The following is a 24,747-nucleotide window of genomic DNA, read 5'->3' as shown; positions in this document are numbered from 1 at the left end:
TCAGAAACCCTCGCCTGGGGAGAGCCATTCCTACGATACTGTATTCCCGCGGCAGTAAAGAGCGTGCCGCTGGTCAGTGATACTCGTCGGTCACGTCTTCGAGCGTGACCGTTCCCTCGGGGACGCGGTAGGCGGCGACGAGTTCGCGGTCGGCGTCGGAAGCGTCGGTCGTCTTGTCGACGCTGTAGGCGCGGTAGGTACACGCCTCACGGTCGAATTCGAGCACCGAATACCCCCAGTGGTGGCTGTCGAAAAACTCGATATGTGGATTCATGCCCTCGATCAGCCGGGAGACGAGCGGTTCGGTGAGTTTGCCGCGGAGGCCGCGGGTGAGATGGAGGGCTTCGGCGACGTTCAGCGAGGTCGTGGCGGGAGTCATGAACTCGACGCCGATCCGCTCGCCCTGCGCGACCCCCTCGCCGCCGGTCACACGGCCGGGATAGGCGCTTTGCGTGTAGCCGGCGATGTAGCAGTGCATGTCGCCGGTGACGGTGACGTAGTTGTCGACGTCGGCGGCTGCGACGGCCTCGGAGATGCGCTGGCGTTCGCGGGTGTAGCCGTCCCAGCCGCCCTGGACGGGATAGACCGACAGCGGTCCCGACCCGAGTCGAAACGGCATCGTCAGCACCTCGTCGGCCCAGACGGTCCAGAGCGCCTCGTCGGCGGTCAGCGTGTCGATCAACCACTCCCGCTGCTCCTCGCCGAGCATCGTCCGGTCGGGCGGTTCGCGGTGGGGACCGACGTTGTCAGCCGTTGGAATCGCCTCCCTCGGCGGGTCCCGGAAGAGGCGTTCGTCGGTCATCGTCAGCGTGAGTATGTCGCCAAATTCGACCGTTCGCCAGAGCTGAAACCGGTCCTGTAGGGACTCGCCGGCGGGGTCGTACTCGACGCGTGCGGGCATGTACTCCCACCAGGCGTGCATCGCGTCCGCGACGAGCCGAGACATGAACTCGGGGTCGTCGCCGCGAGGATGGTCTCCGCCCGGCGCGTCCGTCCGGTGATCCCAGTAGATGTCGTTGACCATCTCGTGGTCGTCCCAGCCCGCGATGAGGGTGTGTGATTCGAGCGCCTCCTGGAGAAACCGGTCTGTCCGGTACGTACGGTGGAGATACCGGTAATCGTCCAGATCCTGGACGCGGTCGGCCCCGCTGGGCAATGTCAGTTCGCGGTCGGGGTACTCGTAGGAGCCGAGTCCTTTGAACGCGCCGTCGTCGGACTCGTAGATGAAATCGCCGAGGTGGACGATGAAGTCGACGTCCTCCTCGGCGACGTAGTGCAGCGCGGGAAAGTAGCCGTTGAGATAGTTCTGGCAGGCGAGTACCGCGAACCGGACCGACCCGGGCGAACTCTCCGGATCGGGGAGGGTCTGACAGTGACCGGTTCGGGAGCTAACGCCGCTGTAGACGAACCGGTAGGCGTACTCGGTGTCCGGTTGCAGGTGGCCGTCGAGGTCGATTTTGACCGTGTGGTCGTGGGCCGCGATCCGGTCTGGCTGTTCGAGAACGCCGCTGTAGACGATATCCTCGAAGGTGTCGTCAGTCGCAACTTCGACGGCGAGCGGTTCGTCTCCGTCGAACGCGTCAGGAGCGATCCGCGTCCAGAGAATGACGCCGCTCGGCGTCGGACCGCCGCTGGCGACGGACTGGGGAAACGTACCCGCGGGGTCGGCGTCGGAATCGGACACGAACTCAGAGCGGTCCCCCGTTGCGACGGTATCGAGCGCGAGGGCGATGTCGTGGGCTTCCAGGATCGAGAGAAGTTCGGCGTGGTCGTCGTTGCTGCGTGCTGGCTCGTCGGGGGAGGAGGACTGTCCGACATCGGACATATTTCTCGCGTAGGCCGCGCAATCTTGACTATCTTTCGTCCGTGGGGTCAGCGCGGGCGGATGGGTGTTACCTCACCACACGACCATACACGTGTATATTTTGGATCGTTACCGCTCAGTAGAATCAGTGGGTTTGGGCGTCCTCGCGAACGGAGTGAGCGAAGGCCCGGAAGAACGCGTTCTTCTGGCAGTTTCGAACCGCGGGGACTTCCTCGCTCGGCCTCCGGGTGCGAGACCGGCCTCTCCTCACAGGGTCACGGTTCGCTGGCGCTGGCCGAAATTAGAGTGGGTTCGGGCGGTTTCGAACCGCCGACCTCGGCCTTGTAAGGGCCGCGTCATAACCAGCTAGACCACGAACCCGCCATTCCAGACAAGCCGGCGGGGCGGAATAACGCTTACCCTTCGGTCGGAACGCTTAGGCGAACCGGCCACCTGAAGCCGGTGTGCGCAGGCTCGGATCGCTGCTCACCGTCGCCGTCGCGGGCGGACTGCTCGTCCTGTACATGTCGGCGCCGCCGCTGGTACTGTTGGATACCGGCGGGTACGAGGAGACGACGGTGACGGTCCGGTCGACGAACGGGACCGAACTGGGTACCGTCGACGTACGGATTGCCGACACCCAGACCAAACGGGTGATCGGGTTGAGCCGGACGGATCGGCTGGCGGCCAACTCGGGGATGTTGTTCGTCCACGAGACTGGTGGGAGCAAGTCCTACGTGATGCGGAACATGTCCTTCGCGATCGATATTATCTTCATCGACGGTGACGGGACGATCACCGAGGTGACGACCGCACAGCCGCCGCCGGACGACGAGCCGCCGTACACCGGAATCGGACAGTACGTCCTCGAAGTGCCGGCCGGGTGGGCCGCGGAGCGGGGCGTCGAACCCGGAGACAGGGTCGAGATTCCGGACAGTGTGCGAGCGCCGTGATACCGAGGTAGTTCGTAAACGATTATAACGTCCGGGCGATAAGACGCGGTAGAGAACAGTATGGATACGAGTTCACTGGAGGACAAACGGAAGTTCGGCGCCCTCGTCGTCGTGGTCGGGGCCGTGCTGGCGATCATCACGGCAGCGATTCTCGGGGCGAACGTCGAGGAGGCCGCACTCGCGGCGGAGGTCGGTCTCTACTCGACGCTGATCGTCGGCGGGACCTACGCGCTCGGACGACGGTTCGGGCAACCACACTCGCACGCAGTCGCCAGCGCCGGTATCGCGTTCGGAGCGCTGTATCTGATCGCGGTGTCGTTCCGACTGATGACCGAGTTCGGTGTCCGCGAGACGAACCAGGTCATCATGGGAATGGGAGCCGCAATCGGCCTGGGCGTCGTGACGATGGCGGTCATCGCCGCGCTGGGCCGACTCGGCCCGTCCCCGAGCTAACGACGGCCGGGTCTGGCTGTTTTTGGACGAGACGGAGTTAGCCTGTTAGCTGTCGACGAGCACACGCTGTGCGAACGGTCTGCTCGTCGGTGCAGGCCGCCGCGTTCGGTTCAGGACCGACGGTAACAGAGCGTGAGAAAGACCAGAAGCGAGAGTTCGAGCAGTTTGCTCAGAAGGGCGTAGCCGTCGTTGAACAGGTGTGCGCTGATCGTCACGAGCGCGCTCTCGTCTGCGTGAGCGTTGGCCTCGATAGTCGGCCAGAACGTGCCGTGGCCGAGGACGGTGTGCCAGGCCCCGTAGCCGAGCAGGTAGACGAGCATCAGTCCGATCCCCAGCACGTAGAGTTTCTTGCGGTGGGTGTCGGTGATACCGAGGCCGACGCCCGCGAACAGCGCGATGCCCGACAGCGTGAAGGCGAACGGCCGAGGGTCGGGCGCGACCAAGAACTGGAGATACTGGACGAGGCGAGGGAAGCCGTGCGTGGGATGGAAGAAATGCAGCGCGCCGACCAGAATCGCAGCGGCGGCGGTGAGCGGGAGGAGGTTACGTGAGAACTCTCTCCGTAGCGTCGCGATCGACGGCTGGTAGTACAACCAGCCCATCGCGACCACGAACATGACCGTCGCGAGTTCGTAGCTGTACTGGACGAAAAACGAAAGCGCCGCCGACAGTCCGGCGATGCCGCCGAAGGCGGGGATCAGCGCCGCGGCGGCACAGCCCGGACAGAGAATCAGCCCGAGCGTGCCGGCGCTCGCCGACCGCGTCACGTCGAGGACGGCAATGTAGACGAGATACGACAGCGCGAGATAGCCGACGATCTGGTAGGGGATGATCCGGGCACCGATCCACTCGCCCGAGTAGTAGACAACCGGTCCCCAGCCCAGCGAGCGGCCGACCTCGACGCCGAATCCGAGGCTGCCGGTGAGAGGGTCGACCTGCGACGGGGTGAAGCCGACTGTTCCGGACAGCCAGAGAAACAGCGAGAGGTAGCCGACGGCGACTGCCCCCGCGAAGAGGGTCGGGCGCCAGCCCCGTGAGACGTGGTCGGTGTGCCAGACCGTGACGACGCTCACCGTCGTCCAGATGAAGGGGATGACGAACACGTGGAGGCTGAGAAGCGAGGTACCGAAGACGGCGCCGTAGACGACCGCCGCGAGCAGTTGCACGCCGAGGAGAGCGTTGACCAGCACGACCGTCCACAGCTGTGGCCCGTAGTGGCGCGTCCAGTACTCGATACGGTTTGTGCTCATGGCTGGCGGGGGTTCTGCCTACATTGAGGTTCGTTCTCGTCGTGTTAGGGGTTTCGGTGTCCGGGTTCGAGAGAAGACGCTCTCGAGTCAGAGAGACGCGGAGAGAGTCCGACGACAGGAGATCAGTCGCGGGGCGTCGGACAGCGCGGTCAAAAGCGGGTTCGTGAACGGCGTATGCCGTTGCTTCGAGGGTTACTCGCCTTTCTCGATGGGGGCACCGACGAGGTTGCCCCACTCGGTCCAGGAGCCGTCGTAGTTGATGGTGTCCTCGTAGCCGAGCAGTTCGTGCAGGGCGAACCAGGCGACCGAGGAGCGCTCGCCGATGCGGCAGTACGCGACGGTCGTCTCGTCGCCGTCGATGTCGTACTCGGCGTACAGCTCTTTCAGCTCGTCAGGATCCTTGAAGGTGCCGTCGTCGTTCGTGACTGCGGCCCAGGAGATGTTCTCCGCGCCGGGGATGTGGCCGCCACGCTGTGCGGTCTCGTCGAGACCTGGCGGGGCGAGCACTTCGCCGCTGAACTCCTCGGGCGAGCGAACGTCGACCAGCGGCAGGCCGCGCTCGATCGCGTTCTCGACGTCCTCTCGGTAGGCGCGGATGGACTCGCGCGGACCGGAGGCGTTGTACTCGACCTCGGAGAAGTTCGGGACCTCGTCGGTCGTCGGGTAGTCGTTCTCCTCCCAGTATTCGCGGCCGCCGTCGAGTAGCTTCACGTCGTCGTGGCCGTAGTACTTGAACTGCCAGTAGGTGTAGGCCGCGAACCAGTTGGAGTTGTCACCGTAGAGGACGACCGTGGAGTCCTCGGTGATGCCGTGGGAACCGAGCAGCTCCTCGAAGTCCTCCTTGTCGAGGATGTCCCGCTGGGTCTGGTCCTGCAGGTCCGTCTCCCAGTTGAAGCCAATCGCCCCCGGTGCGTGGCTCTCGTCGTACAGCTCCGTGTCGACGTCGACCTCGACCAGGCGGTGGGCCGGGTCGTCACTCTGGAACTCTTCGAGGTGGTCTTCCACCCAATCCGCCGAAACGAGTACGTCTTTCGCGTAATTGCTCTCACTCATGATTGCATATCCTAGTACCACCTCCACGCATAAAGCGGTACTAATTGCGGCATACGCGTCCACTCGTTTAGCCTCTCGGCAAAAACAACCTGTTAATTGGCGAGAGATTTACCCGCGCCCGCGCCAACCGAGAGCAGAGTCCCCAAAAGCGACTCCCCCGATATCGCGGGTCGTCGAGTGACACGTAATATTTGCCGGTACCCTCGGAGCCGGGCAGCCGTCCGGCGGGACGAACCGGTTCGGGCGCGAGTCGGCCGAACGGACACGTTCAAGCGCCGCGGGGGCGAACAGTCGGGTATGAACGAGCGAGTCGTTGCGCCGGCGTGGCTGGACGACAACGAAGGCGTACGGATCGTCGACGTGCGCGACGAGTGGGAGTACGACGGCATCGGACACATCCCGGGCGCGATAAACATCCCCTTCGACGAGTTTCGTGCCGAGGAGCACGCGAGCGAGACCGGAAGCGGCGAGGGGATGTTACCCGGCGAAGGCGTCTTCGCCGACCTGTTCGGCGAGGCGGGGATCAGCCGCGAGGACCACGTGCTCGCCTACGACGACCACCACGGGGTCTTCGCGGCGCGGGCGCTGGTCACGGCGCTTCTGTACGGCCACCCGCCCGAACGGCTACACCTGCTCGACGGCGATTTCAGCGCGTGGCAACTACAGCGGGAGGTGAGTTCGGAGCCGCCGACGGTCGAACCCACGGAGTACGAGATTCGACGCCCGGAGGACACACCGCTGGTCGACGCCGAGACCGTCGCCGAGGCCCTCGACGACGAGAACACGGTGATCGTCGACACCAGAGAGGAGTGGGAGTACGAGGAGGGACACATCCCCGGCGCGGTGCGACTGGACTGGCGGGAACTGGTCGACGACGACACCCGGGGACTCAAGCCAGTCGAGGAGATGGAGGCGATTCTCGACGAGCGCGGAATCGTCCCGGAGAAACGCGTGTTGCTGTACTGTAACACGGCTCGACGGATCAGCCACACCTACGTCGTGCTGCGCTATCTCGGCTACCCGAACGTCGGCTTCTACGAGGGGAGCCTGACCGAGTGGGAGGCGGACGGTCGCCCGATCGAGACGAGTTAACGGACCGCGATCAGCGCCGTCACGTCGGGCAGTCCGATGGCCTGCGAGCGCCACCCGCCGTGGCCGTCGTGGGTCACGTCGGGGTCCGCCGCGACGTGGACCGTCCCGGCGGTGTCGATGACGGCGAGTGTCTGCGTGTACGCGAGGAGATGGGGCGTCTCCCCGCCGGGCAACGTCAGTTCGGACCACTCCGCGCCGTCGCGCTCGAGCAGTCGTCCGTCCACGACGGCGTGTGCGCGGTCGCCGTCCGCGACGACCGCCGTCGCATCTCCGGCGAGCACTTCGACCCACTCCCCGCCGCGACGCTCGTAGACGCCGTCGGCTGTCGCGGCCAGAGCGCCGTCGGCGGAGAGGTCGCGGACGGCCGAGAGTCCCTGTGCGTCGAGGGTGTCTCCGACCCGGACGAGTCGGTCGCCGGCGAGCAGGTCGCCGGCGAACCGTCGAGGGTGATCGACGGAGCCGACGGTCTCCCAGTCGCCGGCGGTGGCGTCGAGTCCGGCGGATCGGTCGAGTCGGGCGACCCGCTCGCCGTCGGCCGCGTAGATCCACGAGTCGTCGAGACCGACGGCCTCGGCCGGGCCGAATCCGAGCGGGTGCAGGCCGTCGTCGGTTCGGACCGCGACGTGCTGGTCAGTCGCGACGACAACGTCGCGGCCGTCGCTCGCGAGTCCGCGGACGGTCGCCCGGTCGAGCAGGGAGAACTGCCCGACCTGTGCGGCGGCCACGTCGATGCGAGTGATCCCGAGCCCGCTGCCGGCCAGAAGCGTCGTCTCCTCGCGTTTCTCGCCGAACAGCATCCGTTCGTCGTCTGCGTTGTCGCCCTCTACCTCGCCGTCGTCGTCTGATGTGAGCTCTGTCATAGCTACAGCACGGCCTTGTACGCTTCCAGGGCCGTCTCGATATCTGACTCTGTATGCGCGTCGCAGATAAATTGTGACTCGAACTGGTTCGCGGTGAGAAAGACTCCCGCATCTTTCATGTCCTGCCAGAACAGCCGTTCCCAGCGGTCCGTCTCGGTCCGTTTCACGTCCATCCCGTTTTTCGGACAGTGGTCGTACCGCGAGCAGGACTCCCGCTGTTTGCAGCCCGCTTCACAGTGGCCGTCACGGCCGTCCGGCCCCTCCCGCGTGAAGATCGTCTTGAACATGCTGTCGGTCCCGACGACGGTGTAGTTCGGGGCCTGGTCCGCGACGATATCCGTCAGTCCCGACCGCAGTTTCTCGCCGAGTTCGTTGACGTGCTCGTAGACGTCGTTCTCGGCGGCGTACCGCAGCGTTTCGAGGCCGGCGGCCATCGTCACCGGATGGCCAGAGAAGGTCCCGGACTGGAAGACCTCCCCGGCGGGCGTGAAGTTCTCGATGATCTCCGAGCGGCCGCCGATGGCCCCGACCGGGAAGCCGCCGCCGACGATCTTCCCGAAGGTGGTGATGTCGGGGGTGACGCCGAGTTTCCCCTGGGCGCACTGCAGGCCGCCGACCCGGAACCCGGTGATGACCTCGTCGAAGATCAGCAGCGCGCCGTGGTCCTCGGTCAGGTCCCGCAGGGTCTCGTGGTAGCCGTCGATGGGGTGGACGATGCCGTAGTTGCCCAGAATCGGTTCGGTCATCACAGCCGCGATGTCCTCGCCGTGCTCCTCGAAGACCGCGTGGATCGCCTCCTCGTCGTTGAACGGGACCGTGAGCGTGTGTTCGGCGAAGGAGTCGGGAATGCCGGGACTGGAGGGGTGGGTGTCCGCGCCCGAGCCCTCGACCAGCGTCGACTCCTGCGCGCCGTGGTAGCCGCCCTCCATGACGACAATCTTGTCGCGGCCGGTGTACGCGCGAGCGAGTCGCACCGCCGAGACCGTCGCCTCGGTGCCGCTGTTGACGAAACGGGTCATCTCGACGCTCGGGACGTGTCGGGCGACGAACTCGGCCAGTTCGACCTCGACCTCGGTCGGTGCGCCGTACATCGGCCCCTGGCTGGCGTGTTGTTGGACGGCCGCCTGGACCTGCTCGGGGAGGTCGTGGCCCAGAAGCAACGGCCCGTAGCCCATCACGAAGTCGACGTACTTGTTGCCGTCGGCGTCGATGACGTGTCCGCCGTCACCCCGCTCGATGAAGAACGGATAGGGCTGGGTCGCGCGCACGGAGGAGTTGACACCGCCGGGCAAAACCGAGAGCGCACGGTCGTACAGCGATCGGGACTGCTCGTGGTTCATACGGGAGCGTTTGGCCGGAGACAGAAAGAATCTACTGTCGAACAGTATCGCCCCCGAGGGGGCAGCGAATCGCACGAACGCCTCGCGGCCTCCTGCGTGCGAAAAGAAGGGAGCGTCAGACGGGGAAACGCCGCGTTAGACCGCTTCGGTGCCGCGTTTGCCGGTGCGGATCTGGAGTGCGTCCTCGACGGGCATCACGAAGACCTTGCCGTCACCGGGCTCGCCGGTGCTGGCGGCCTCGGCGATTGCCTCGACGACATCTTCGGTCGGCACGTCGGCGACGACGCACTCGATTTTGACCTTCTGGTGCAGGTCGACGCTGTACTCCTCGCCGCGCCACTGCCCTTTCTTCGCCGGCTGAGAGCCGCGCCCGGAGACGTTCGTGACCGTCAGCGACGGGGCCTCGGCCTCGGAGAGACCCTTCTTCACGTCGCCGAGTTTGTCCGGACGGATGTAGGCGACGACCATCTCGATGCCGCTGCCGGTGCCGCCGTCGGGTCGCAGGTCGTGGGTGTCGAGTCCGCCGTCGGTGGCGACGTTCGGTTCGCCGAATTCGGGGTAGGTCTCGACGCCGTGTTCGGCGATGTCGAGACCTTCGCGCTCGTGTTCTTCGGTGACGCGTGCCTGGCCGACGAGTCGGAAGGCGCCCCAGATGAGCGCCGTCGCGGTGACCGTCCAGATGGTGATCATGAAGACGCCGAACGCCTGTCCGACGAAGGCGTTGAGAACCGACGTGTCGCCGAGCGCGCTGCTCGTCGCGACGAAGGGGTACAGCAGGGTGCCGAGCACGCCTGCGCTACCGTGGACCGGGAAGACCGCACACACGTCGTCGATTTTGAGCCTGTGCTGGACGAAATCGAAGACCAGTGGGAGCTGGATGCCGGCGAGCGAGCCGACGATCAGCGCGCCCCACCAGGTCGTCGTGTTCGGAATCGCCGTGATACCGACGAGGCCGGCGAGCAGGCCGTTCGCGACGTACAGCGTGTCGACCTTGCCGTTTTTGAGGACCGACACGACGCCAGCGCCGACCGCACCCATCGCCATCGCGAGCGTCGTCGTCATCGCAACGCGGCCGAGTACGGCGTTGTTGTTGGCGATGGTGTCGAGGATGATGGTACCGCTGTCAGTCGTCTCGAAAGCGATGCCGGAGGCGGTACCGACGTTGAAGCCGAACCAGCCGAACGCGAGAATTAGCGTGCCGAGGACGGCGAAGGTCAGCGAGTGACCCGGGATGATGTTCGCGTTTCCGTCCTCGTCGTACTTGTCCATCCGCGGGCCGAGGATCCAGGCCGCGGTCAGCCCGGCGATGCCGCCCATACCGTGGACGATCATACCGCCTGCGAAGTCTGCGAAGGCCACGCCGGTGACGACCTCGACGAGACCGCCGCTTTCGGTCCCCTGACCGGTCCAGGTCATCGCCAGCACGACCGGGTAGATGACCGCCGACAGGAGGATCGTGTATCCGACGTACGCACGGAGTCGTGCACGGCCTGCAACTGCCCCGGAGACAATCGTCGCCGCAGTCATCGCGAACACTGCGCCGTAGAGCCAGCCGATGTATCCGCTGGCTGCTCCCTGGAACGGCGGACTGGCCGGCTGTCCCGACGCGACGTTCGCAATCGCGACGCCGATCAGGAAGTACACCGTTACGCCAATTGCCCACGTCAGCAGGTTCTTGGTGAGCTGGTTGGCGACGTTCTTCGAGCGGACCTGACCGGACTCCAGCATCGCGAAGCCGGCGTGCATGAAGAAGATGAGAAACGTCACCGTCAGGATCCATGTCTGACTGACTGCCGATGCAGTTTCCCTGATTGCCGTTTCGGTTGCCGCTGCGCTCGAACTGAGTAGCACTGACTCGATCATTATTTGCTAGCCTCCGTTTTGGTTTCGAACCTGTCCAAGTATTTCCGCGATTGCCGCGTGTTTGTAATTCGGATCACGCCAGACTGTGTGCAATCCCAACATAAAAGGGTTGCCTTAACATTGGACTTAATTTCACGGAATATCTGTCCAAACGACCAAAATATGCCACGATACAATGAATATAAGGTTCTTTACCGTACAGAAATGCGTGCAAATGTCCGCAACTTTCTGACGATTGTGTAGTCCAATTGGTCCGATCGGGGCAGTGAAGCGGCGCTCGCGCGCTCCCGGCGACCACCGTTCGTTTTGTTGACAGCCGTGCGTCGATCCGTACCGGGCAAACTGGGGGAGTAACGCCGCGATACGGCCGAAATCCGGGCTCGCGCCCCACTCTTAGACGTTTGTACACCAGGAATCTCAAAAGATGAGTGTATGGTCAGACTGCTTCGGTACCGCGTTTGCCGGTGCGGATCTGGAGCGCGTCCTCGACGGGCATCACGAAGACCTTGCCGTCACCGGGTTCACCCGTGTGCGCCGCCTCGGAGATCGCCTCGACGACATCCTCCGTCGGCACGTCGGCGACGACACACTCGATTTTGACCTTCTGGTGCAGGTCGACCGTGTACTCCTCGCCGCGCCACTGCCCTTTCTTCGCCGGCTGGGAGCCCCGGCCGGAGACGTTCGTGACCGTCAGCGACGGCGCACCGGCCTCGGCGAGTCCTTGCTTGACATCGCCGAGTTTGTCCGGGCGGACGTACGCGACGACCATCTCGATGGCACTGCCGCCGTCGGCCCGGAGATCGTGCGTCTCGATACCGCCGTCGGTGGCGATAGCTGGGGTGTCCGGCGGTTCCGCCTGGACGGACTCTGCCCGAGAGAGCCGTCTGAGGCCGACCATCGCGAGCGCCCCGAAGACCGCGCCGAGGAAAACGGCGACGCTCAACAGTTCTGCTGTCGTCAACTCGATCGTAAGGCGTTGTATCATATCTTTAGTAATCGTATGTTTGGACTTCCCGATGAAAGCCAGTCGTTCGTGCTACGATACAGATCAAAAGTGTGTATTCAGAATAATAAACGTTGTCCGGATACAAACAGCGGGTGCCATCAGAACCCACGGGCACCTGTCACTCAGCCGAGTAGGTACTGTATAAGGACGCTATTACTGTGTTAGAGAAACCCTTAACTCTACACGCAATTTTGGGCACATTCGTAGAGAAATACACCACAGAGCTTCGGTAATCTGTTTGTGGACTCGAAAACTACCAGAGATATTCAACAATGACCGGTCGTAGTTCAGCACACATCGACGACTCGGATCGGCGGACGTTGGTCAACGCACAGGGGGCGGTACAGGTCGTCCGGACGACCTCCGAATCGGTCGACAGCCGGTTACAGCGGCTACTCGACCGGGCGGATCAGCAGGAAGGAGAACTCACAGAGGTAGCCGACGCGGTGTCGGAGTTGAGCGCCACGATCGAGGAGATCGCTGCCAGCGCGGAACAGGTCGAGGAGCGCTCGACAGACGCGGCCGCCCGGGTTACGGAGGGCCACGAGTCCGCGACGCAGGCGATGGAACGGATGGACAGCATCCAGGAGACGATGATCGGGGTACAGACGGAACTGGACGGGCTGCTCGAACAGATCGACGAGATCGAGTCCGCGCTGGCGGGCATCACGCGGATCGCCGAGCAGACGAACATGCTCGCGTTGAACGCTTCGATCGAAGCGGCCCGGGCCGGTGACGACAGCGACGGCTTCGCCGTCGTCGCCGACGAGATCGAATCGCTCGCCGCAGAGTCTCAGGAACGCGCCGACGAGATCGAGGGGACTCTCACTGACGTGCGGGCGGCAGCGGACGCGACCGGCTCCGAACTCGACGCCGCGCTGTCGGAGGTGACCGAGAGCACCGGCGAAGTCGAGCACGCCCTCGAACAGCTCGCGGCCGTCGCCGACGCGGTCGACGAGACTGCAAGAGACGTCACCGCCGTCTCGGAGGCGACAGACGAGCAGGCCCGCGTCAGTCAGAGCGTCATGAATCGCTGTACGTCCGCCGCGGAGCAGGCGACGGAGATGACCGAGACCGTCAGCGACATCGACGAGTTTCGGGCCGAACAGACGGTCATGCTGGAGGAGATCGACCGAGCGCTCGGAGACGCGACGCCGACGCTCTCCGTCGACGAGATCGACCGGATTCCGACCGGGATCGAACCGCTCGACGGGGCGACCGGCGGCGGCCTGCTCGTCGGCGGGCAGAGTGTCATCTAGCACGAGACCCCCATCGTCGATGTCGTCGCGACGCTGTGTGGCTCCGCGCTCGCCGCCGGCTACGCCGTCTCGCTGATGCCGCCGGAGGGGCTCTCACGGTCGGTGCTCGCCGACGGACTCGAAAGCTACGGCCAGTCGCTCGGTGACGCGCTCGGGACCGACCGCCTGTTCGTCCTCGACATGTTCGACGAATGGAACGCCGGCACCAACGTCTTCGACGTCGACTCGCGCTCGCTGGCAGCGGTCAACGAGGAGACCGCAGCCCGGCGGGACGAACCGCTGTTGATCGTCGGCAACATCGCCGGCGAGATCGCTGTGCTCGGCGAGGAGACCGCGCGTGCGGCCCGGTACGAGAACGACTCGACGGTCTTCGAGCCCTCCGATACCGTCTGTAACGTCGTCGACGAGCGATCCGTCGACGAGACCTTCGGCGCGTTCTACGCCGGTGCTGGCGACCAGGTGCTCGAACTGACCGGGAGCGACGGCGATCGGTCCGTCGTCGTTCGTGACTCTCCGACCGGCTCCGCGCCGCCGCGCTCGCTTGGGCCGACGAACACCGCGGTCTCCGTGCGTGGTGACTGACCGATGAGTCCGCCGGACCCCGCCGGGGACTGCTACCCACCGCGGCCGGACGACGGAACGGCAGACCGGTTCGGTCACCTCTTCAATCTGATCGGGGACGCCGTCGTCGAGATCGAACTGGTCGAGACGACGCCGGTCGTCCGCGCCGTCAACCCCGCTTTCGAGGAGGTGTTCGGGTACAGCGAGACGCAGGTGCTCGGGGAGTCACTGAACGAGTACATCATCCCCGATCACCACGAGACCGAGGCCGACACCTTCGACGAGCGAACGGCCGCCGGCAGGCAGAATCACGCGATCGTCCGCCGCGAGACCGCGACCGGCGTCCGGGAGTTTCTGTATCGCGGCGTTCCCTACGAGGGGGCCGACGGCCGCCGCTTCGGCTTTGCGATCTACTCCGACATCACCGAGCAGCGAACCTACGAGCGACACATCCAGGTCATCCACCGGATCCTCCGGCACAACCTCCGGAACGAACTGTCGGTGATTCTCAGCGCCGCACAGCTACTCGAAGCGGAGAGCGACCGCGAGCAGATCGAGCAGCGAGCGGCACAGATCAGCCACCACGCCCACGAGCTAGCGAGCCTCGGGAAGGAGGCACAGACGCTCGAACGAGTGCTCACGGAGGACCGGGCGCTCGAACCGGTCGATGCCGTCTCGATGTGTACCGAGGCGGCCGAACACCTCAGAGAGCGACTCGACGGGACGGTCACCGTCGACGGTGCCGAGTCGCTGCAGGTCGAGGCAATCCCGGAGCTGTCGACAGCCATCGAGGCGCTGATCGAGAACGGAATCGTCCACAACGACGACGACCCGACTGTCCGCGTTTCCGCGCGCTACGAGCCGAAACGCGCCGTCATCGAGATTGCCGACGACGGGCCCGGCATCCCCGCCTCCGAGCGGCGGCCGGTCTTCGAGCGCGGCGACATCACACAGCTCCAGCACGGCACCGGACTCGGCCTCTGGCTCGCCCGCTGTACCGTCGAGATCTGTGACGGACAGCTCGAATACGAGCGAACCGAAAACGGCTGGACCGTCGTCCGGATGGTACTTCGACCCGGCTGAGTTGATTTTTCGCACGTCCAGTTGGGAAAAATACATACTCTCGCGTGCTGTTGGCTGTCACGATGTCGCCCTCCAGACGAACGGTACTCGCAGGAAGCGGCCTCGGACTCACCGGCCTACTCGGGGGCGTGTTCGCTCGGGACGGCTGGTCTCCGGGATCGTCCCCGTACGACTGGCCGATGAGCCGATACGACGCCGCCGGGACGGCACACACCACGGAGGCGAGCGGTCCGAAAGCGGAGCCGACGATACGGTGGGAGACGCGCGGACAGACGTTTCTCGGGGTCGAGGGGGAGGGGCCGCTCGCACCGATTCGAGTCGGATCGGCGCTGTACACCGCCGGACGCCGTCTCCGCGCGCTGGCCGTCGACGACGGAACGGTACGGTTCGAGAGCGACGCCGAGTACACGACGCCCCCCGTGCGCGCTCGTGCCGAGCACTACGAGACGGGGACAATCGCCGCCGTCACACAGCGGGGAATCGTCGGGGAGAACGCCGGGGGCGGGGTCGAGTTATTCGGGACGAACTACGCCACTCGGCGGTGGCTGTCGAACGAGTTCGTCCACAGAGAGGAGCAGATCACCGGGTTCGGCAACCCGCGACGACCCGCGTCGCGCCCGGTTCCCTGGGACGGGACACTCTACACGCTCGTTCCCCGTGGCGGACGAGTCGCGGTCGTAGCCATCGATCCGAACGACGGCTCCGTACAGTGGCAACGTCGGCCGGAGGTTCCGGAGTGGGGATTTTTCGCGCCACTGTCTCGCCCCGTTTTTCGGAACGATACGCTCTATGCGGCGAGTACAAACGGGACCGTCATCGCCGTCGCAGCAGACGGCTCCACACAGCGGTGGCGCGAGAGTCTGGATCTGCAAAACACAACTGCGCTGACCGCCAGCGCGACTGGCCTGCTCGTCCCACACGAGTCCGGAGTCACGCTACTTGGTTACGACGGCACCGTCCGCTGGAACCGGACGCCAGAGCGGTCGGAGACACCGGAGATATCGACGGCCGCAGTCACGGACGAAATCAGCGCGGTCGTGCGCGGGCAGACGCTGTACGCCTTCGATCTCGAAACCGGGGAGACGCTGTGGACCGCCGGCGATTGCGGGCGAGCGCCGGTCATCGCCGACGGTGTGGTCTACGCGACAGGGACGGATCGCCTCGCTGCGTTCGACGTAGGAAACGGCGACCTGTTGTTCGAGTTCGAGTACTCGGATCAGCTACGGGGACCGTTGTCTCCGCCGGTCGTCGGCGACGGTCGACTGTACTGTAACTCCTACAATCAGACACTCGCATTGGAGGGACCATGACCGACCAGGCTGTCGAGACGGAGACGGAAGCGCCGCCGGAGACACCAGGCGAGGGGTCGTCGTCGGAGAACACCCTCGGCGTTCTCTCTCGCGTGTTCGGCCGCTTCGCCGCCGACCCGACGCTCCTGGCACCGTTTGTGGTCGTCGGCTTCGTGATCGCGCTGATCGACGAACTCCGGCGCCGTGATCCGCTTCCCGCTCGCTCTACGGCTGGACCGCCGGGGGAGTTCGAGATCAGCGTCGACCTGTTTCCCGTCCCGAGCGGGATACAGCAGACCAGCAGAACGCTCGGCGGGCTGATCGATCTCCAGCCGCGACTGCTGGTCTACGGGATCGGCCTCGAACTGCTCGGGATCGTCGCCGTCTCGCTCGCGGGGTATCTGACGATTGCGCGGGTGCTCGACGCGGACCTGTCGGCCACCGGCGCCGGCACCTACCTGCTGTACGCGTTTCTCACCGTCGGGTGGACCTGGCCCTTCGTCTCGTTGCAGGTCGATTTCACCGGCGGGGCGCTGCTGCTGGGGATTCCGCTGCTCGTCCTGTGGTTTTACGTCACCGTGCGACTGTTCGTCGTGCCCGCGGCGCTCGTCGACGGTGACGGGGTTCTCGCGGCAGTGCGCCGGAGCAACAGAGCGATCCGCGGGTTCGGATGGACGACCGTCGGTGTCGTCGTCGTACTCGGGCTGGCGGTGTGGGCGAGCGGCCTCCTACCCGTCGGCGGCACAGTGGTCAGTTTCGGGGTCGGCGCCTCGCTACACGCCGTCACGGTCGGGGTCGTCTACGATCTCAGAACAACGTCCGCATGAACCCGAAGACCGTATCGCGTAGCCGGTCCGGGAGGAAGCGAGTGTACGCCGACAGTTTGGCGAACTGGCCGACCGGATACCGTGGTTCGGGGTCGCTGAGCGAGGCGGCGTCGTGGATCACCGTCGCCACCTCGTCGGGGTCGAGCGCGAACGGCAGCGAGTCCGAGGTGATGGTCGCGTCCTCGATTGCCTCGTATACCCAGCCGTACTCCCGGGTCTGCGGAAGGTCTTCGAGTTCCTCGGTCGCGCGGGAACTGAACTCCGTCGTGACGGGACCGGGTTGGACGACCACCACGTCGATTCCCAGGCCGTCGACCTCCGCCCGCAGCGAGTCGCTCATCGCCTCCAGCGCGAACTTCGAGCCCGCGTACGGCCCCGCACCGGGCGTCGAGATACGGCCGTAGACGCTCGACACGTTGACGATAGTGCCGTCCTCCTGTGCTCGCATCATCGGGAGGACTTCTCGGGTGAGCCGATGCGGGCCGAAGACGTTCACGTCGAACTGCTCGCGGACGCGCTCCGTCGAGATATCTTCGAGCGGGCCGTACTGTGCGAAGCCGGCGTTGTTGACCAGACAGTCGAGTCGGCCGGTCTCCTCCTCGATGCGGTCGGTGACGCGTTCGATATCCGCCGCGCTCGTCACGTCGAGTTCGGCCGTTCGACAGCCGGCCCCGTCGAGGTCCGCGATGTCGGATTCCTGGCGCGCCGTCGCGTAGACCTCCCACTCCTCGTCGAGGAAGCGTTCGGCACTGGCGCGACCGATTCCGGAGGAGCAGCCTGTGATGAGTACCGTCTTGTTCGGCATGTGGGTCCCGACGAACGGGGGATAGTTAATTACCGGCTATTTACGACTCACGTCAGCCGCGTGGGCGTCCGCCAGTCGCGTCGGCTCCGGGAGCTTGTAACCGTCACAGCAGTGTTCGGCGATATCGGCGGCCGTCTCGGCGCTCAGCCGATGGCCGGGACTGACGTACAGCGGGTTGATGTACCGGTTCCCGGAGTCGTACTGGCGGCTCTGGACCGCGTGGCCGATCACTGTTCCGTCGGGAGCGGTCACCTCCCCGTCGGCCTCGATTGGGACCCGCGTGCCCTCCGGCAGCGGCTCGTCAAGGGACTCCCGAGGCTGGCCACAGAGGAGATTCTTCGCGACGCCCAGCGCCGGGGCGTCGAGCATGACGCCGATGTGTGTCGCCAGCCCCGCTTCCCGGAAGTGGATTCGCCCGCTCCCGTCGAACATGAACACGTCGGGATCGGTCGATAGCTCGTCGAGAGCGGCGAGGATCGCTCCGCCCTCTCGAAAGCTCAACAGCCCCGGAATGTACGGAATCTCCGTGTCGACGCGCGCGTGGACACGCTCGACGACGTTGCCGCCACGAGTGACGACGATGGCACTGGTCGCGGTGCCGTCGGAAAAGCCCTGATCGACGCCAGCGACGAGGGTATGCGGGTCGAGGGGGTCGACCGACAGGTCGTCCGCGAAGGTCGCCGTCTCTGCGATCTCTCGCTGGAGCGACTCCATCTCCGCGCGGTCCAGCGCCGGATCGGGGGCAAATTCGGGACGAACCGGCTGCATGGTCAGAAGGGGCCGCGGCGGCGCGGTCCGCCGGGGCCGCCCGGGCCGCCGGGACCGCCGCCGAAGCGGACCTGCTGGGGGATGCTCACGCGTTTCTTGACTCGTTGGCCGTACGCCAGGCCGATGACCACGCCGACCAGGTGGGCCATGTGTGCGATGCCGAAGGCGCTCGGGTCGAACACCACGAAGAAGGCGCTGACGACGACCGTGCCCCCGGTGATCAGCCAGATCGGAGCCGGGATGATGAAGTAGAGATAGACCGTCAACTGCGGGTTCATGATCGTCAGGACGCCCATCAGTGCCAGCGCGGCGCCGCTGGCACCGACCACGCCGGGGCCGAGCGCCTGAAAGCCGAGCACCTCCGGAGCGATCTGTGCCAGCCCTGCAACGACGCCGCTGCCGAGAAACAGTGCCGCGAACTCCTTCGAGCCGACGTACTGCTCGACCAGTCGGCCGAAGAAGAAGATCACGATGCTGTTGAAAAAGATGTGGAGCGGACTGCCGTGAGCGAAGACGGAGGTGACCCACGTCCAGACGTACAGCGGGTTCTCCGGCGAGAGAACGAACAGCGCCTGTTCGAGTTGCGGACTGAAACCGATGCGGACGATCAACTGGAGGGCGAACGTGATCCACATCAAACCGAGGAAGACGAAGGTCATGTTGCCGCGGAAGTACGCGAGCGTGCCGCCCGGGCCGGTGTCGATGCCGAGTCGGTCGGCGAGCCCAGAGTCCGAGGAGGCCGTCGGGTCGACGGTCTCCTCGAAGCCGCTGTCGAAGACGGGACCCTGCTGTTCCCACTGGTCGAGTCCCGGACAATCGTGTGATTCGGGCAGGCGGTGATCGCCGCAGTAGGTGCCGCCACAGTGGCGGCAGTTGTACGGCATACTCTCTTCCTCGCCGCAGATATCACACTCTGCCATCACCGGACCTTCGAGCGGGAATTGCAAATGAATTGTGCTTGAGGCGTTCGGTCGGTCGGGCGCGGCGGCCGAAAAACTCGTCTGGAGAACGCAACGATCCTTGTCGGAATCCGAAAATGAGATTGCACGGATCGAAAGCACTAACCCCTATTCCCCCATAATATGGTTCGATGAGTCAGCAACTGCCGGACGTGCAGGCCTCCAGTCCCGAGGTCACTGTTGGACTCAACCGCGTTGGTGTCACAGGCGTCGAGAAACTCGTCAAGGTCGCCCGGCCGGAGAAGCGGCCGATCGTCCTCATGGCGGAGTTCGAGGTGTTCGTCGATCTCCCCTCCTGGCGGAAAGGTGCGGATATGAGTCGGAATATGGAGGTTATCGACGAGACGCTCGAGGAGGCCGTCAGCGAGCCGACCTATCGCGTAGAGGATGTCTGCGGCGATACTGCCGAGCGGCTACTCGACAAGCACGATTACACGTCCAAAGCCGAGGTACGGATGGAAGCAGAGTACGTCATCAGAGAGGAGACGCCCGAGAGCGGGCGTCCGACGCAGAGTTCTGCCGACATCATCGCCGCCGCGACGGCGACCGAGGACGGGGGGACGACCGAGAAGATCGGCGCACGCGTGACCGGAATGACAGTCTGTCCCTGCTCGCAGGGGATGTCCGCGAGTCGCGCCCGCGAGACGCTCCGGAGCCTCGACGTCGACGACGAGACGATCGACCAGTTCCTCGAAGAGGCGCCCCAGCCCGGACACTCCCAGCGCGGCCACGCCACGCTGACCGTCGAGAGTTCCGGCGCGCCGGAGGTCGACCTCAACGATCTGATCGAGGTCGCCCGAGACTCGATGAGCGCCCGGATCTACAACATGGCCAAACGGCCCGACGAGGATCACATGACCTACCAGTCCCACCAGAACGCGAAGTTCGTCGAGGACTGCGTGCGCTCGATGGCCGAGGGGGTCGTCGAGGAGTTCCCAGATCTGCCGGACGACGCCGTCGTGACGATGAAACAGTCCAACGACGAGTCGATCCACCAGCACAACGCACACGCCGAACGGGTCGCCGAACTCGGGACGCTGCGCGAGGAAGTCGGCAGCGAGGAGTGAATCCGCTACGGCGCGGCCGTCGCTCGACTACAACGGTGATTTGAGCGAGGGGCGCGCGTATATCCGCTCGCCCCGCAGTCGGGGTATGCGCCGCTTGCTCTCTGCATCACAGACGTTCGATCTGACGATCATCACTGGCGCGTTCGTCGCGCTGTACTGGATCTTGTACGTCGACCCACTCACTGGGGAGATAGTCGGGCTCGCGCTCGGAACGATTCCGGTACTCGCTGGAGTCGTGCGATACGTCGAGCCGGAGCAGTACGTCAGTCAGACGCTCACCGGCGCGGCGGCCGTGGCCCTCGGCGGGGGCGCGCCGGCGACGATACTCTACGGGACACCGGCGGGTACCTGGCTCGTCGGGAGCCGGCCGCTCCCGCTTGCTCTCGGGACGATGCTGGCGGTCGTCGGTGTCGCACTCGTCGCTCGTCGGTCGCTCGGGGCCGCGCTCCGAGAGGAGGGCGTTCCGACCGCCTGACTCAGAGTTCGAGTTCGGTCGCCTCCTCCCAGCGCGGCTCGAAGGCGTGTTTCACGTTTGCCGCAAACTCCGTGTCCTTGAGATTGATGATCGCGAAGAGTTCGGAGGCGTCGGTCGGGTGGGGGACCTCGATGCAGACCTCGCCGCGGTCGATCAGCGAGAACGTCGCTGTGATGTCCGGCCCGACCCGAACCTCGAACTCCTCGTGGTTCTGGAGGTGATATCGGTACCGGCGGCCGACGCTCTCGGGGAGTTCGTCGACGACGTTCGGGTGAAGCAGAATCGAGACCGACACGCCGCGCTCGATGGCGGCTTCGAGTTCCTCGGCGATCTGTTCGCCGACGACGTCGAGATCGACGTAGGATGCGGTGGTCGCAGCGACGAAGATGATCCGATCGTCGGCGGCCTGGATCCGCTCGACCAGTAGTTCTGCCGCCTCACCGCCGCCGAGTGCGGCCGTCCAGAACGGCTCGTCGACCGGCTCTGCCGTCTCGAGTTTGTCTTCGAGTTCCGTCGCAATCTCCTCGTACTGGGTGATCTTCTCTTCGAGTTCCTCGCGTTTGTTCTCGAGGAGGCGGTCGAGTGCGGTCTCGGGCTCGACCGCGACGTACTTCTTCGGCCGGCTCGCGGTCTGACTCCGGATCAGATTGTGCGTCTCCAGACTGTTGAGCACGTCGTAGATCCGGCCCATCGGCACGTCGCTGGTCCGGGACAACTCCTTGGCCGTTGTCGGACCGGTCTGCAGCAGCGACCGGTAGGCGCGTGATTCGTACTCAGACAGCCCGAGATCCCTGAGACTTGCCATTGTCTACGGTCTCTGTTCCCAACGGCATAAACGAACCGTCTGTTTACGAAACGTGAAACGCGTTTGGTGTTGTCTCCGCTCCCGGCAGTCGATGCCGCCGACTCACTCGACCAGCAGCGATTCCAGCGCCTCGGGCGAGTCCGCCGTCCCCTGTTCGTCTCCGTCGACGACGAGGCGGGCGGTCCCGTCGGGCGTCTCGGCGGCCGCGCCCGCTCGTTCGGAGGCCCGCGGCGCGACCACTGTTTCGTGGTCAGCGAGTCGGAGGGCCGCGCGGTGGAGGTCACTGCCCGCCTCCGTGCCGACTTCGATCACCTGCGGGCTCTGGAGGCGAGCGGCCGCAGAAGCGAACTCGGCGACTTCGACACCCATCCGGTCGGCCGCGCCGGCGAAGGCCTCGATGGCCTCGCGGGCGGCGGCTTCGTACCGCGTGTCGCCGGTCAGCAGCGCCAGATCCAGGAGTGCTTGCGCGGTGTTGACGTTGGTATCGAGCGGGGACAGCGGCGTGTCCAGGAGTGCAACGTCGCTGACCGGACCGTCGTGGAACTCCCCGCTGTCTGCCTTGAGAGTGTCGAGCGTCCAGTCGGCAACCTCGACGGCCGGTCCCGGTTCGCCCAGCACCTCCCACGATGTCGTCAGACCCGTCAGCAGGCGGGCCTGATCGAGTAGCAACCCGGATTCACCGGTCTCGTCGTCGGCAATGAAGTGGGTCACCTCGCCGTCGTCGACCAGCGTCTCGACGACGTGCTCGCGGGCGCGGCGGGCGTACTCTCGTGCGCGGTCGTCGTCCGTGTACGCGACGTACTGGAGGAGACCGTCGATAGCGAGTCCGTTGCGGTCCGCGAGAATCGTCTCGTCGACCGGGGGACTGTCGGCATCCTCGCGGGCGGTCGGGTCGAGGGTGAAGTACTCCTCGTCACCGCCCTGACTGGCCGCGAAGGCGTCGCCGGTCCACAGCGTCGTCGTGAGATACTCGACGCCGCTCTCGGCGGCCTCGCGGTAGGTCTCGTCGCCGGTGTAGCGGTAGCCGTGTGCGAACGCGCGGATGATCGCGGCGTTCTCGTCGAGCAGTTTCTCCCGGCGGGCGGCCCCCCAGTTGCGGTTGCGCGCGACACGGTAGAAGCCGCCGTCGTAGGTGTCGAGCAGGTGGGTCTGGACGGCTTCGAGAGTGCGCGTCGCCTGGTCGCGGGCGCGGACGAGCGCGAACTCGATGGTCCGAGGCATCGGGAACTTCGCGTCGGTTCCCCAGCCGCCGAACTCGTCGTCGTACGCGCCGAGCAACTGCTCGATCATGTGTTCCTCGATCCGGTCGTCGATCTCGCCGGCCGGCGGCGTCTCGTCCCGGACGGCACGGGGTTTCGAGCCAGCCGCTTCGCCCTTGCTGTCCCAAGTTTCTCGGACGCTGTCGAGGATCCCGCGGAACCCGTCGACGCCGAGCAGCGTCGCACCGGTGAGAATGTCGCCGCTGGGAGTCAGAAAGACCGTCGACGGGAACCCGCCCATGTTGTACCGCTCCCGGACGCGGGGGTGGCGGTCGGCGTCGACTCGGACAGGGACGAACCCGTCGTTGATGTTCGCCGCGATCCGCGGTTCCGCGTAGGTCGTCTCGTCCATCTCCGCACACTCCTCGGCCCAGGAGGTGACCAGCGCGAGCAACACCGGCTTGCCCGTCCGCTCGGCGGTCTCGAAGGCCTGCCGGCCCCAGTCGTTCCATTCGACTTTCGTCGCGTCCGCACCGTCGGTCATACCTCCGCTTCGGGAGTGAGCCCTAAAGCCGTTTCAATCCCGGTCCGCGGCCCCAACCCCGAAAACAGATATATTGCGATTTCGTAGAGACGGATAATGCTGCTGGTCCTGTGTGTCGACCTGGACGACGACCTCGGCCGCAAGACCGGCGTCGACACGCCCGTCGTCGGCCGGGAGCGCGTCCGCGAGGCGGCGGTCGATCTCGCCACGGCCGACCCCGAGGACAGCGACGTGAACGTCCTCTTTCAGGGGATTCACCTCGCCGAGGAGATCACCGACGAGTCCGTCGAGGTCGCGGCGGTGACCGGCGTCGACGGCCGCGAGGTCGAGGCGAACCGACAGGTCGGTGAGGAGGTCGACCGCGTACTCGCCGAACTCGCGACGGGCGAAGACGTCCGCGCAGTCGTCGTCACCGACGGGGCACAGGACGAGACGGTCATTCCGGTGATCCGCTCGCGGATCCAAGTCGACAGCGTCCGCAGAGTTGTCGTTCGGCAGTCGCAGGATCTGGAGTCGATGTACTACACGATCAAACAGGTGCTCGACGACCCCGAGACCCGCGGGACGCTACTGGTGCCGCTCGGCATCTTGCTGTTGATCTATCCGCTGACGATTCTCGCGAACCTGGTCGGCTTCCCCGGCACCGTCTTCGGCGTCGTTTCGGGGATGCTCGGCCTGTACATCCTCGCCCGTGGGCTGGGACTGGTCGAGTGGATCGACCGCTCGGTCGAGCAGACCAGGACGGCGCTGTTCACCGGCCGGGTGACCCTGATCACGTCTCTCGTGGCGGCGGCGCTTCTGGTCGTCGGCGGCGTCAGCGGCGTCGACACCGTCGAGCGGATGGGCGGGTCGGGACAACTCGACGCCGTCGAGATCATCGCCGCGTTGCTGTTCGGGTCGGTGCAGTGGATCGCCGCGGCGGGCGTCACGAGCAGTTTCGGCCGCGTCACCGACGAGTATCTCTCCGGGGAGTTCCACTGGCGGTATCTCAACGCGCCGTTTTACGTCGTCGCGATTGCGAGCATCTTGCACGGGCTGAGTGCCTTCTTCCTCGATCAGGGGTCGCTGGAGTACCTCGCCTTCATGTTGACCGGCGGGACGCTGCTCGGGCTCGCGAGCACGCTCTCGTTCGCGGTCGCGGAGTCGTGGGCGGGGGATCAGCTCGAAGCCGCCTGAGAACACAACACCAATATGGATCGGCTCGTACATATCAGTGAGGGCACGTAGCTCAGTCCGGACTAGAGCGTCGGACTTCTATCTGCGGCCGGTGTTCGGTCGGGGGAAGTCATCCGACGGTCGTGGGTTCAAATCCCACCGTGCCCGCTCGTGCGACGAACGGAGTGAGGAGCCGAGCGGCAGACGTGGCGATTTGAACGAGAGCGAGCTCTGCGCGAAGCGCAGGTTCTCGGGCGTATCTACACGTTATGACTGT

The 24,747-nt window shown here is 65.3% G+C and carries 22 protein-coding genes, 2 tRNA genes and 1 pseudogene; 12 read left to right on the top strand and 13 right to left on the bottom strand.

The genetic code is table 11. The features are described 5' to 3' along the window. Positions 1-73: 73 nt before the first annotated feature. Together GRX03_RS01605 and GRX03_RS01600 are read right to left on the bottom strand one after the other, a co-directional pair. On the bottom strand, positions 74-1,825 hold the full coding sequence (locus GRX03_RS01605) for an alkaline phosphatase D family protein (RefSeq protein ID WP_159762450.1): 1,752 nt from the start codon (positions 1,823-1,825) through the stop codon (positions 74-76). 286 nt (positions 1,826-2,111) lie between these two features. Continuing rightward, a tRNA-Val gene (locus GRX03_RS01600) sits at positions 2,112-2,185 on the bottom strand. 83 nt (positions 2,186-2,268) lie between these two features. On the opposite strand from GRX03_RS01600, the gene GRX03_RS01595 reads away from it, so the two are divergent. Continuing rightward, positions 2,269-2,757, top strand: a complete 489-nt coding sequence (locus GRX03_RS01595; protein WP_368277896.1) for a DUF192 domain-containing protein — start codon at positions 2,269-2,271, stop codon at positions 2,755-2,757. Between the two features lie 60 nt (positions 2,758-2,817). Continuing rightward, positions 2,818-3,210: a hypothetical protein gene (locus GRX03_RS01590; protein ID WP_159762449.1), complete on the top strand. Its 393-nt coding sequence runs from the start codon at positions 2,818-2,820 to the stop codon at positions 3,208-3,210. Between the two features lie 110 nt (positions 3,211-3,320). Here the strand turns inward: GRX03_RS01590 and GRX03_RS01585 are convergent, their stop codons facing one another. Together GRX03_RS01585 and GRX03_RS01580 are read right to left on the bottom strand one after the other, a co-directional pair. Then, positions 3,321-4,460, bottom strand: a complete 1,140-nt coding sequence (locus GRX03_RS01585; protein ID WP_159762448.1) for a DUF7546 family protein — start codon at positions 4,458-4,460, stop codon at positions 3,321-3,323. Between the two features lie 192 nt (positions 4,461-4,652). Continuing rightward, positions 4,653-5,513: a sulfurtransferase gene (locus GRX03_RS01580; protein ID WP_159762447.1), complete on the bottom strand. Its 861-nt coding sequence runs from the start codon at positions 5,511-5,513 to the stop codon at positions 4,653-4,655. Between the two features lie 297 nt (positions 5,514-5,810). On the opposite strand from GRX03_RS01580, the gene GRX03_RS01575 reads away from it, so the two are divergent. After that, positions 5,811-6,605 carry a sulfurtransferase gene (locus tag GRX03_RS01575; RefSeq protein WP_159762446.1) on the top strand — a complete coding sequence of 265 codons (795 nt, stop codon included), beginning with the start codon at positions 5,811-5,813 and terminating at the stop codon, positions 6,603-6,605. Here GRX03_RS01575 and GRX03_RS01570 read toward each other — a convergent pair. From GRX03_RS01570 to GRX03_RS16675, 4 genes and pseudogenes are all read right to left on the bottom strand, one after another. Continuing rightward, on the bottom strand, positions 6,602-7,465 hold the full coding sequence (locus tag GRX03_RS01570; RefSeq protein WP_159762445.1) for an HVO_0234 family beta-propeller protein: 864 nt from the start codon (positions 7,463-7,465) through the stop codon (positions 6,602-6,604). The two genes, GRX03_RS01575 and GRX03_RS01570, sit on opposite strands and share 4 nt — an antisense overlap. 2 nt (positions 7,466-7,467) lie before the next feature. Next, complete coding sequence (hemL, locus tag GRX03_RS01565) at positions 7,468-8,805, bottom strand: glutamate-1-semialdehyde 2,1-aminomutase (protein ID WP_159762444.1); 1,338 nt, start codon at positions 8,803-8,805, stop codon at positions 7,468-7,470. Positions 8,806-8,940: 135 nt separating this feature from the next. Then, positions 8,941-10,668: an ammonium transporter gene (locus tag GRX03_RS01560; protein WP_159762443.1), complete on the bottom strand. Its 1,728-nt coding sequence runs from the start codon at positions 10,666-10,668 to the stop codon at positions 8,941-8,943. Between the two features lie 436 nt (positions 10,669-11,104). Beyond that, positions 11,105-11,503: pseudogene (locus GRX03_RS16675) on the bottom strand (P-II family nitrogen regulator); the annotation flags it as partial. 443 nt (positions 11,504-11,946) lie between these two features. Between GRX03_RS16675 and GRX03_RS01550 the strand changes: the two are divergent. The 5 genes from GRX03_RS01550 to GRX03_RS01530 all read left to right on the top strand — a co-directional run bounded on the left by GRX03_RS01550 (position 11,947) and on the right by GRX03_RS01530 (position 16,693). Next, on the top strand, positions 11,947-12,933 hold the full coding sequence (locus GRX03_RS01550) for a methyl-accepting chemotaxis protein (protein ID WP_159762441.1): 987 nt from the start codon (positions 11,947-11,949) through the stop codon (positions 12,931-12,933). Positions 12,934-13,008: 75 nt separating this feature from the next. Beyond that, on the top strand, positions 13,009-13,515 hold the full coding sequence (locus tag GRX03_RS01545) for a hypothetical protein (RefSeq protein WP_159762440.1): 507 nt from the start codon (positions 13,009-13,011) through the stop codon (positions 13,513-13,515). A gap of 3 nt (positions 13,516-13,518) precedes the next feature. Beyond that, complete coding sequence (locus GRX03_RS01540) at positions 13,519-14,577, top strand: PAS domain-containing sensor histidine kinase (RefSeq protein WP_159762439.1); 1,059 nt, start codon at positions 13,519-13,521, stop codon at positions 14,575-14,577. 62 nt (positions 14,578-14,639) lie between these two features. After that, positions 14,640-15,887, top strand: a complete 1,248-nt coding sequence (locus GRX03_RS01535; protein ID WP_159762438.1) for an outer membrane protein assembly factor BamB family protein — start codon at positions 14,640-14,642, stop codon at positions 15,885-15,887. Beyond that, positions 15,884-16,693 (top strand): hypothetical protein, encoded by an 810-nt coding sequence (locus tag GRX03_RS01530; RefSeq protein WP_159762437.1) that lies wholly within the window; start codon positions 15,884-15,886, stop codon positions 16,691-16,693. Before GRX03_RS01535 ends, GRX03_RS01530 begins: the two co-directional genes overlap by 4 nt. Here the strand turns inward: GRX03_RS01530 and GRX03_RS01525 are convergent. From GRX03_RS01525 to GRX03_RS01515, 3 genes are read right to left on the bottom strand one after another with little or no spacing between them, the layout of a single operon-like run. Continuing rightward, a complete protein-coding gene (locus GRX03_RS01525) occupies positions 16,674-17,498 on the bottom strand; it encodes an SDR family oxidoreductase (protein ID WP_159762436.1) in 825 nt (274 codons plus the stop codon). The genes GRX03_RS01530 and GRX03_RS01525 overlap by 20 nt on opposite strands. A gap of 36 nt (positions 17,499-17,534) precedes the next feature. Beyond that, the gene (locus tag GRX03_RS01520) at positions 17,535-18,266 is read right to left on the bottom strand and encodes an endonuclease V (RefSeq protein WP_201289149.1); all 732 of its coding nucleotides are present in this window, start codon (positions 18,264-18,266) and stop codon (positions 17,535-17,537) included. Between the two features lie 2 nt (positions 18,267-18,268). Next, positions 18,269-19,186 (bottom strand): rhomboid family intramembrane serine protease, encoded by a 918-nt coding sequence (locus GRX03_RS01515; protein ID WP_159762435.1) that lies wholly within the window; start codon positions 19,184-19,186, stop codon positions 18,269-18,271. A 170-nt stretch (positions 19,187-19,356) separates the two neighbouring features. Between GRX03_RS01515 and mptA the strand changes: the two genes are divergently transcribed. Both mptA and GRX03_RS01505 read left to right on the top strand, forming a co-directional pair. Then, positions 19,357-20,292, top strand: a complete 936-nt coding sequence (gene mptA, locus GRX03_RS01510; protein ID WP_159762434.1) for a GTP cyclohydrolase MptA — start codon at positions 19,357-19,359, stop codon at positions 20,290-20,292. Positions 20,293-20,377: 85 nt separating this feature from the next. Then, positions 20,378-20,767, top strand: a complete 390-nt coding sequence (locus tag GRX03_RS01505; protein WP_159762433.1) for a hypothetical protein — start codon at positions 20,378-20,380, stop codon at positions 20,765-20,767. A gap of 1 nt (position 20,768) precedes the next feature. Here GRX03_RS01505 and GRX03_RS01500 read toward each other — a convergent pair whose 3' ends face one another. Beyond that, a complete protein-coding gene (locus GRX03_RS01500) occupies positions 20,769-21,572 on the bottom strand; it encodes a TrmB family transcriptional regulator (protein WP_159762432.1) in 804 nt (267 codons plus the stop codon). A 102-nt stretch (positions 21,573-21,674) separates the two neighbouring features. Beyond that, complete coding sequence (locus GRX03_RS01495; protein WP_159762431.1) at positions 21,675-23,315, bottom strand: DUF255 domain-containing protein; 1,641 nt, start codon at positions 23,313-23,315, stop codon at positions 21,675-21,677. Positions 23,316-23,411: 96 nt separating this feature from the next. Between GRX03_RS01495 and GRX03_RS01490 the strand changes: the two genes are divergently transcribed. Both GRX03_RS01490 and GRX03_RS01485 read left to right on the top strand, forming a co-directional pair. Beyond that, complete coding sequence (locus tag GRX03_RS01490) at positions 23,412-24,491, top strand: DUF373 family protein (RefSeq protein ID WP_159762430.1); 1,080 nt, start codon at positions 23,412-23,414, stop codon at positions 24,489-24,491. A gap of 41 nt (positions 24,492-24,532) precedes the next feature. Next, positions 24,533-24,638 (top strand) — tRNA-Arg (locus GRX03_RS01485). Positions 24,639-24,747 lie beyond the last annotated feature (109 nt).

Source organism: Halovenus carboxidivorans (assembly GCF_009831575.1).
Lineage (GTDB): Archaea > Halobacteriota > Halobacteria > Halobacteriales > Haloarculaceae > Halovenus > Halovenus carboxidivorans.
Note: the sequence above shows the minus strand (reverse complement) of the source record. Positions and strands in the feature narration are given on the sequence as shown.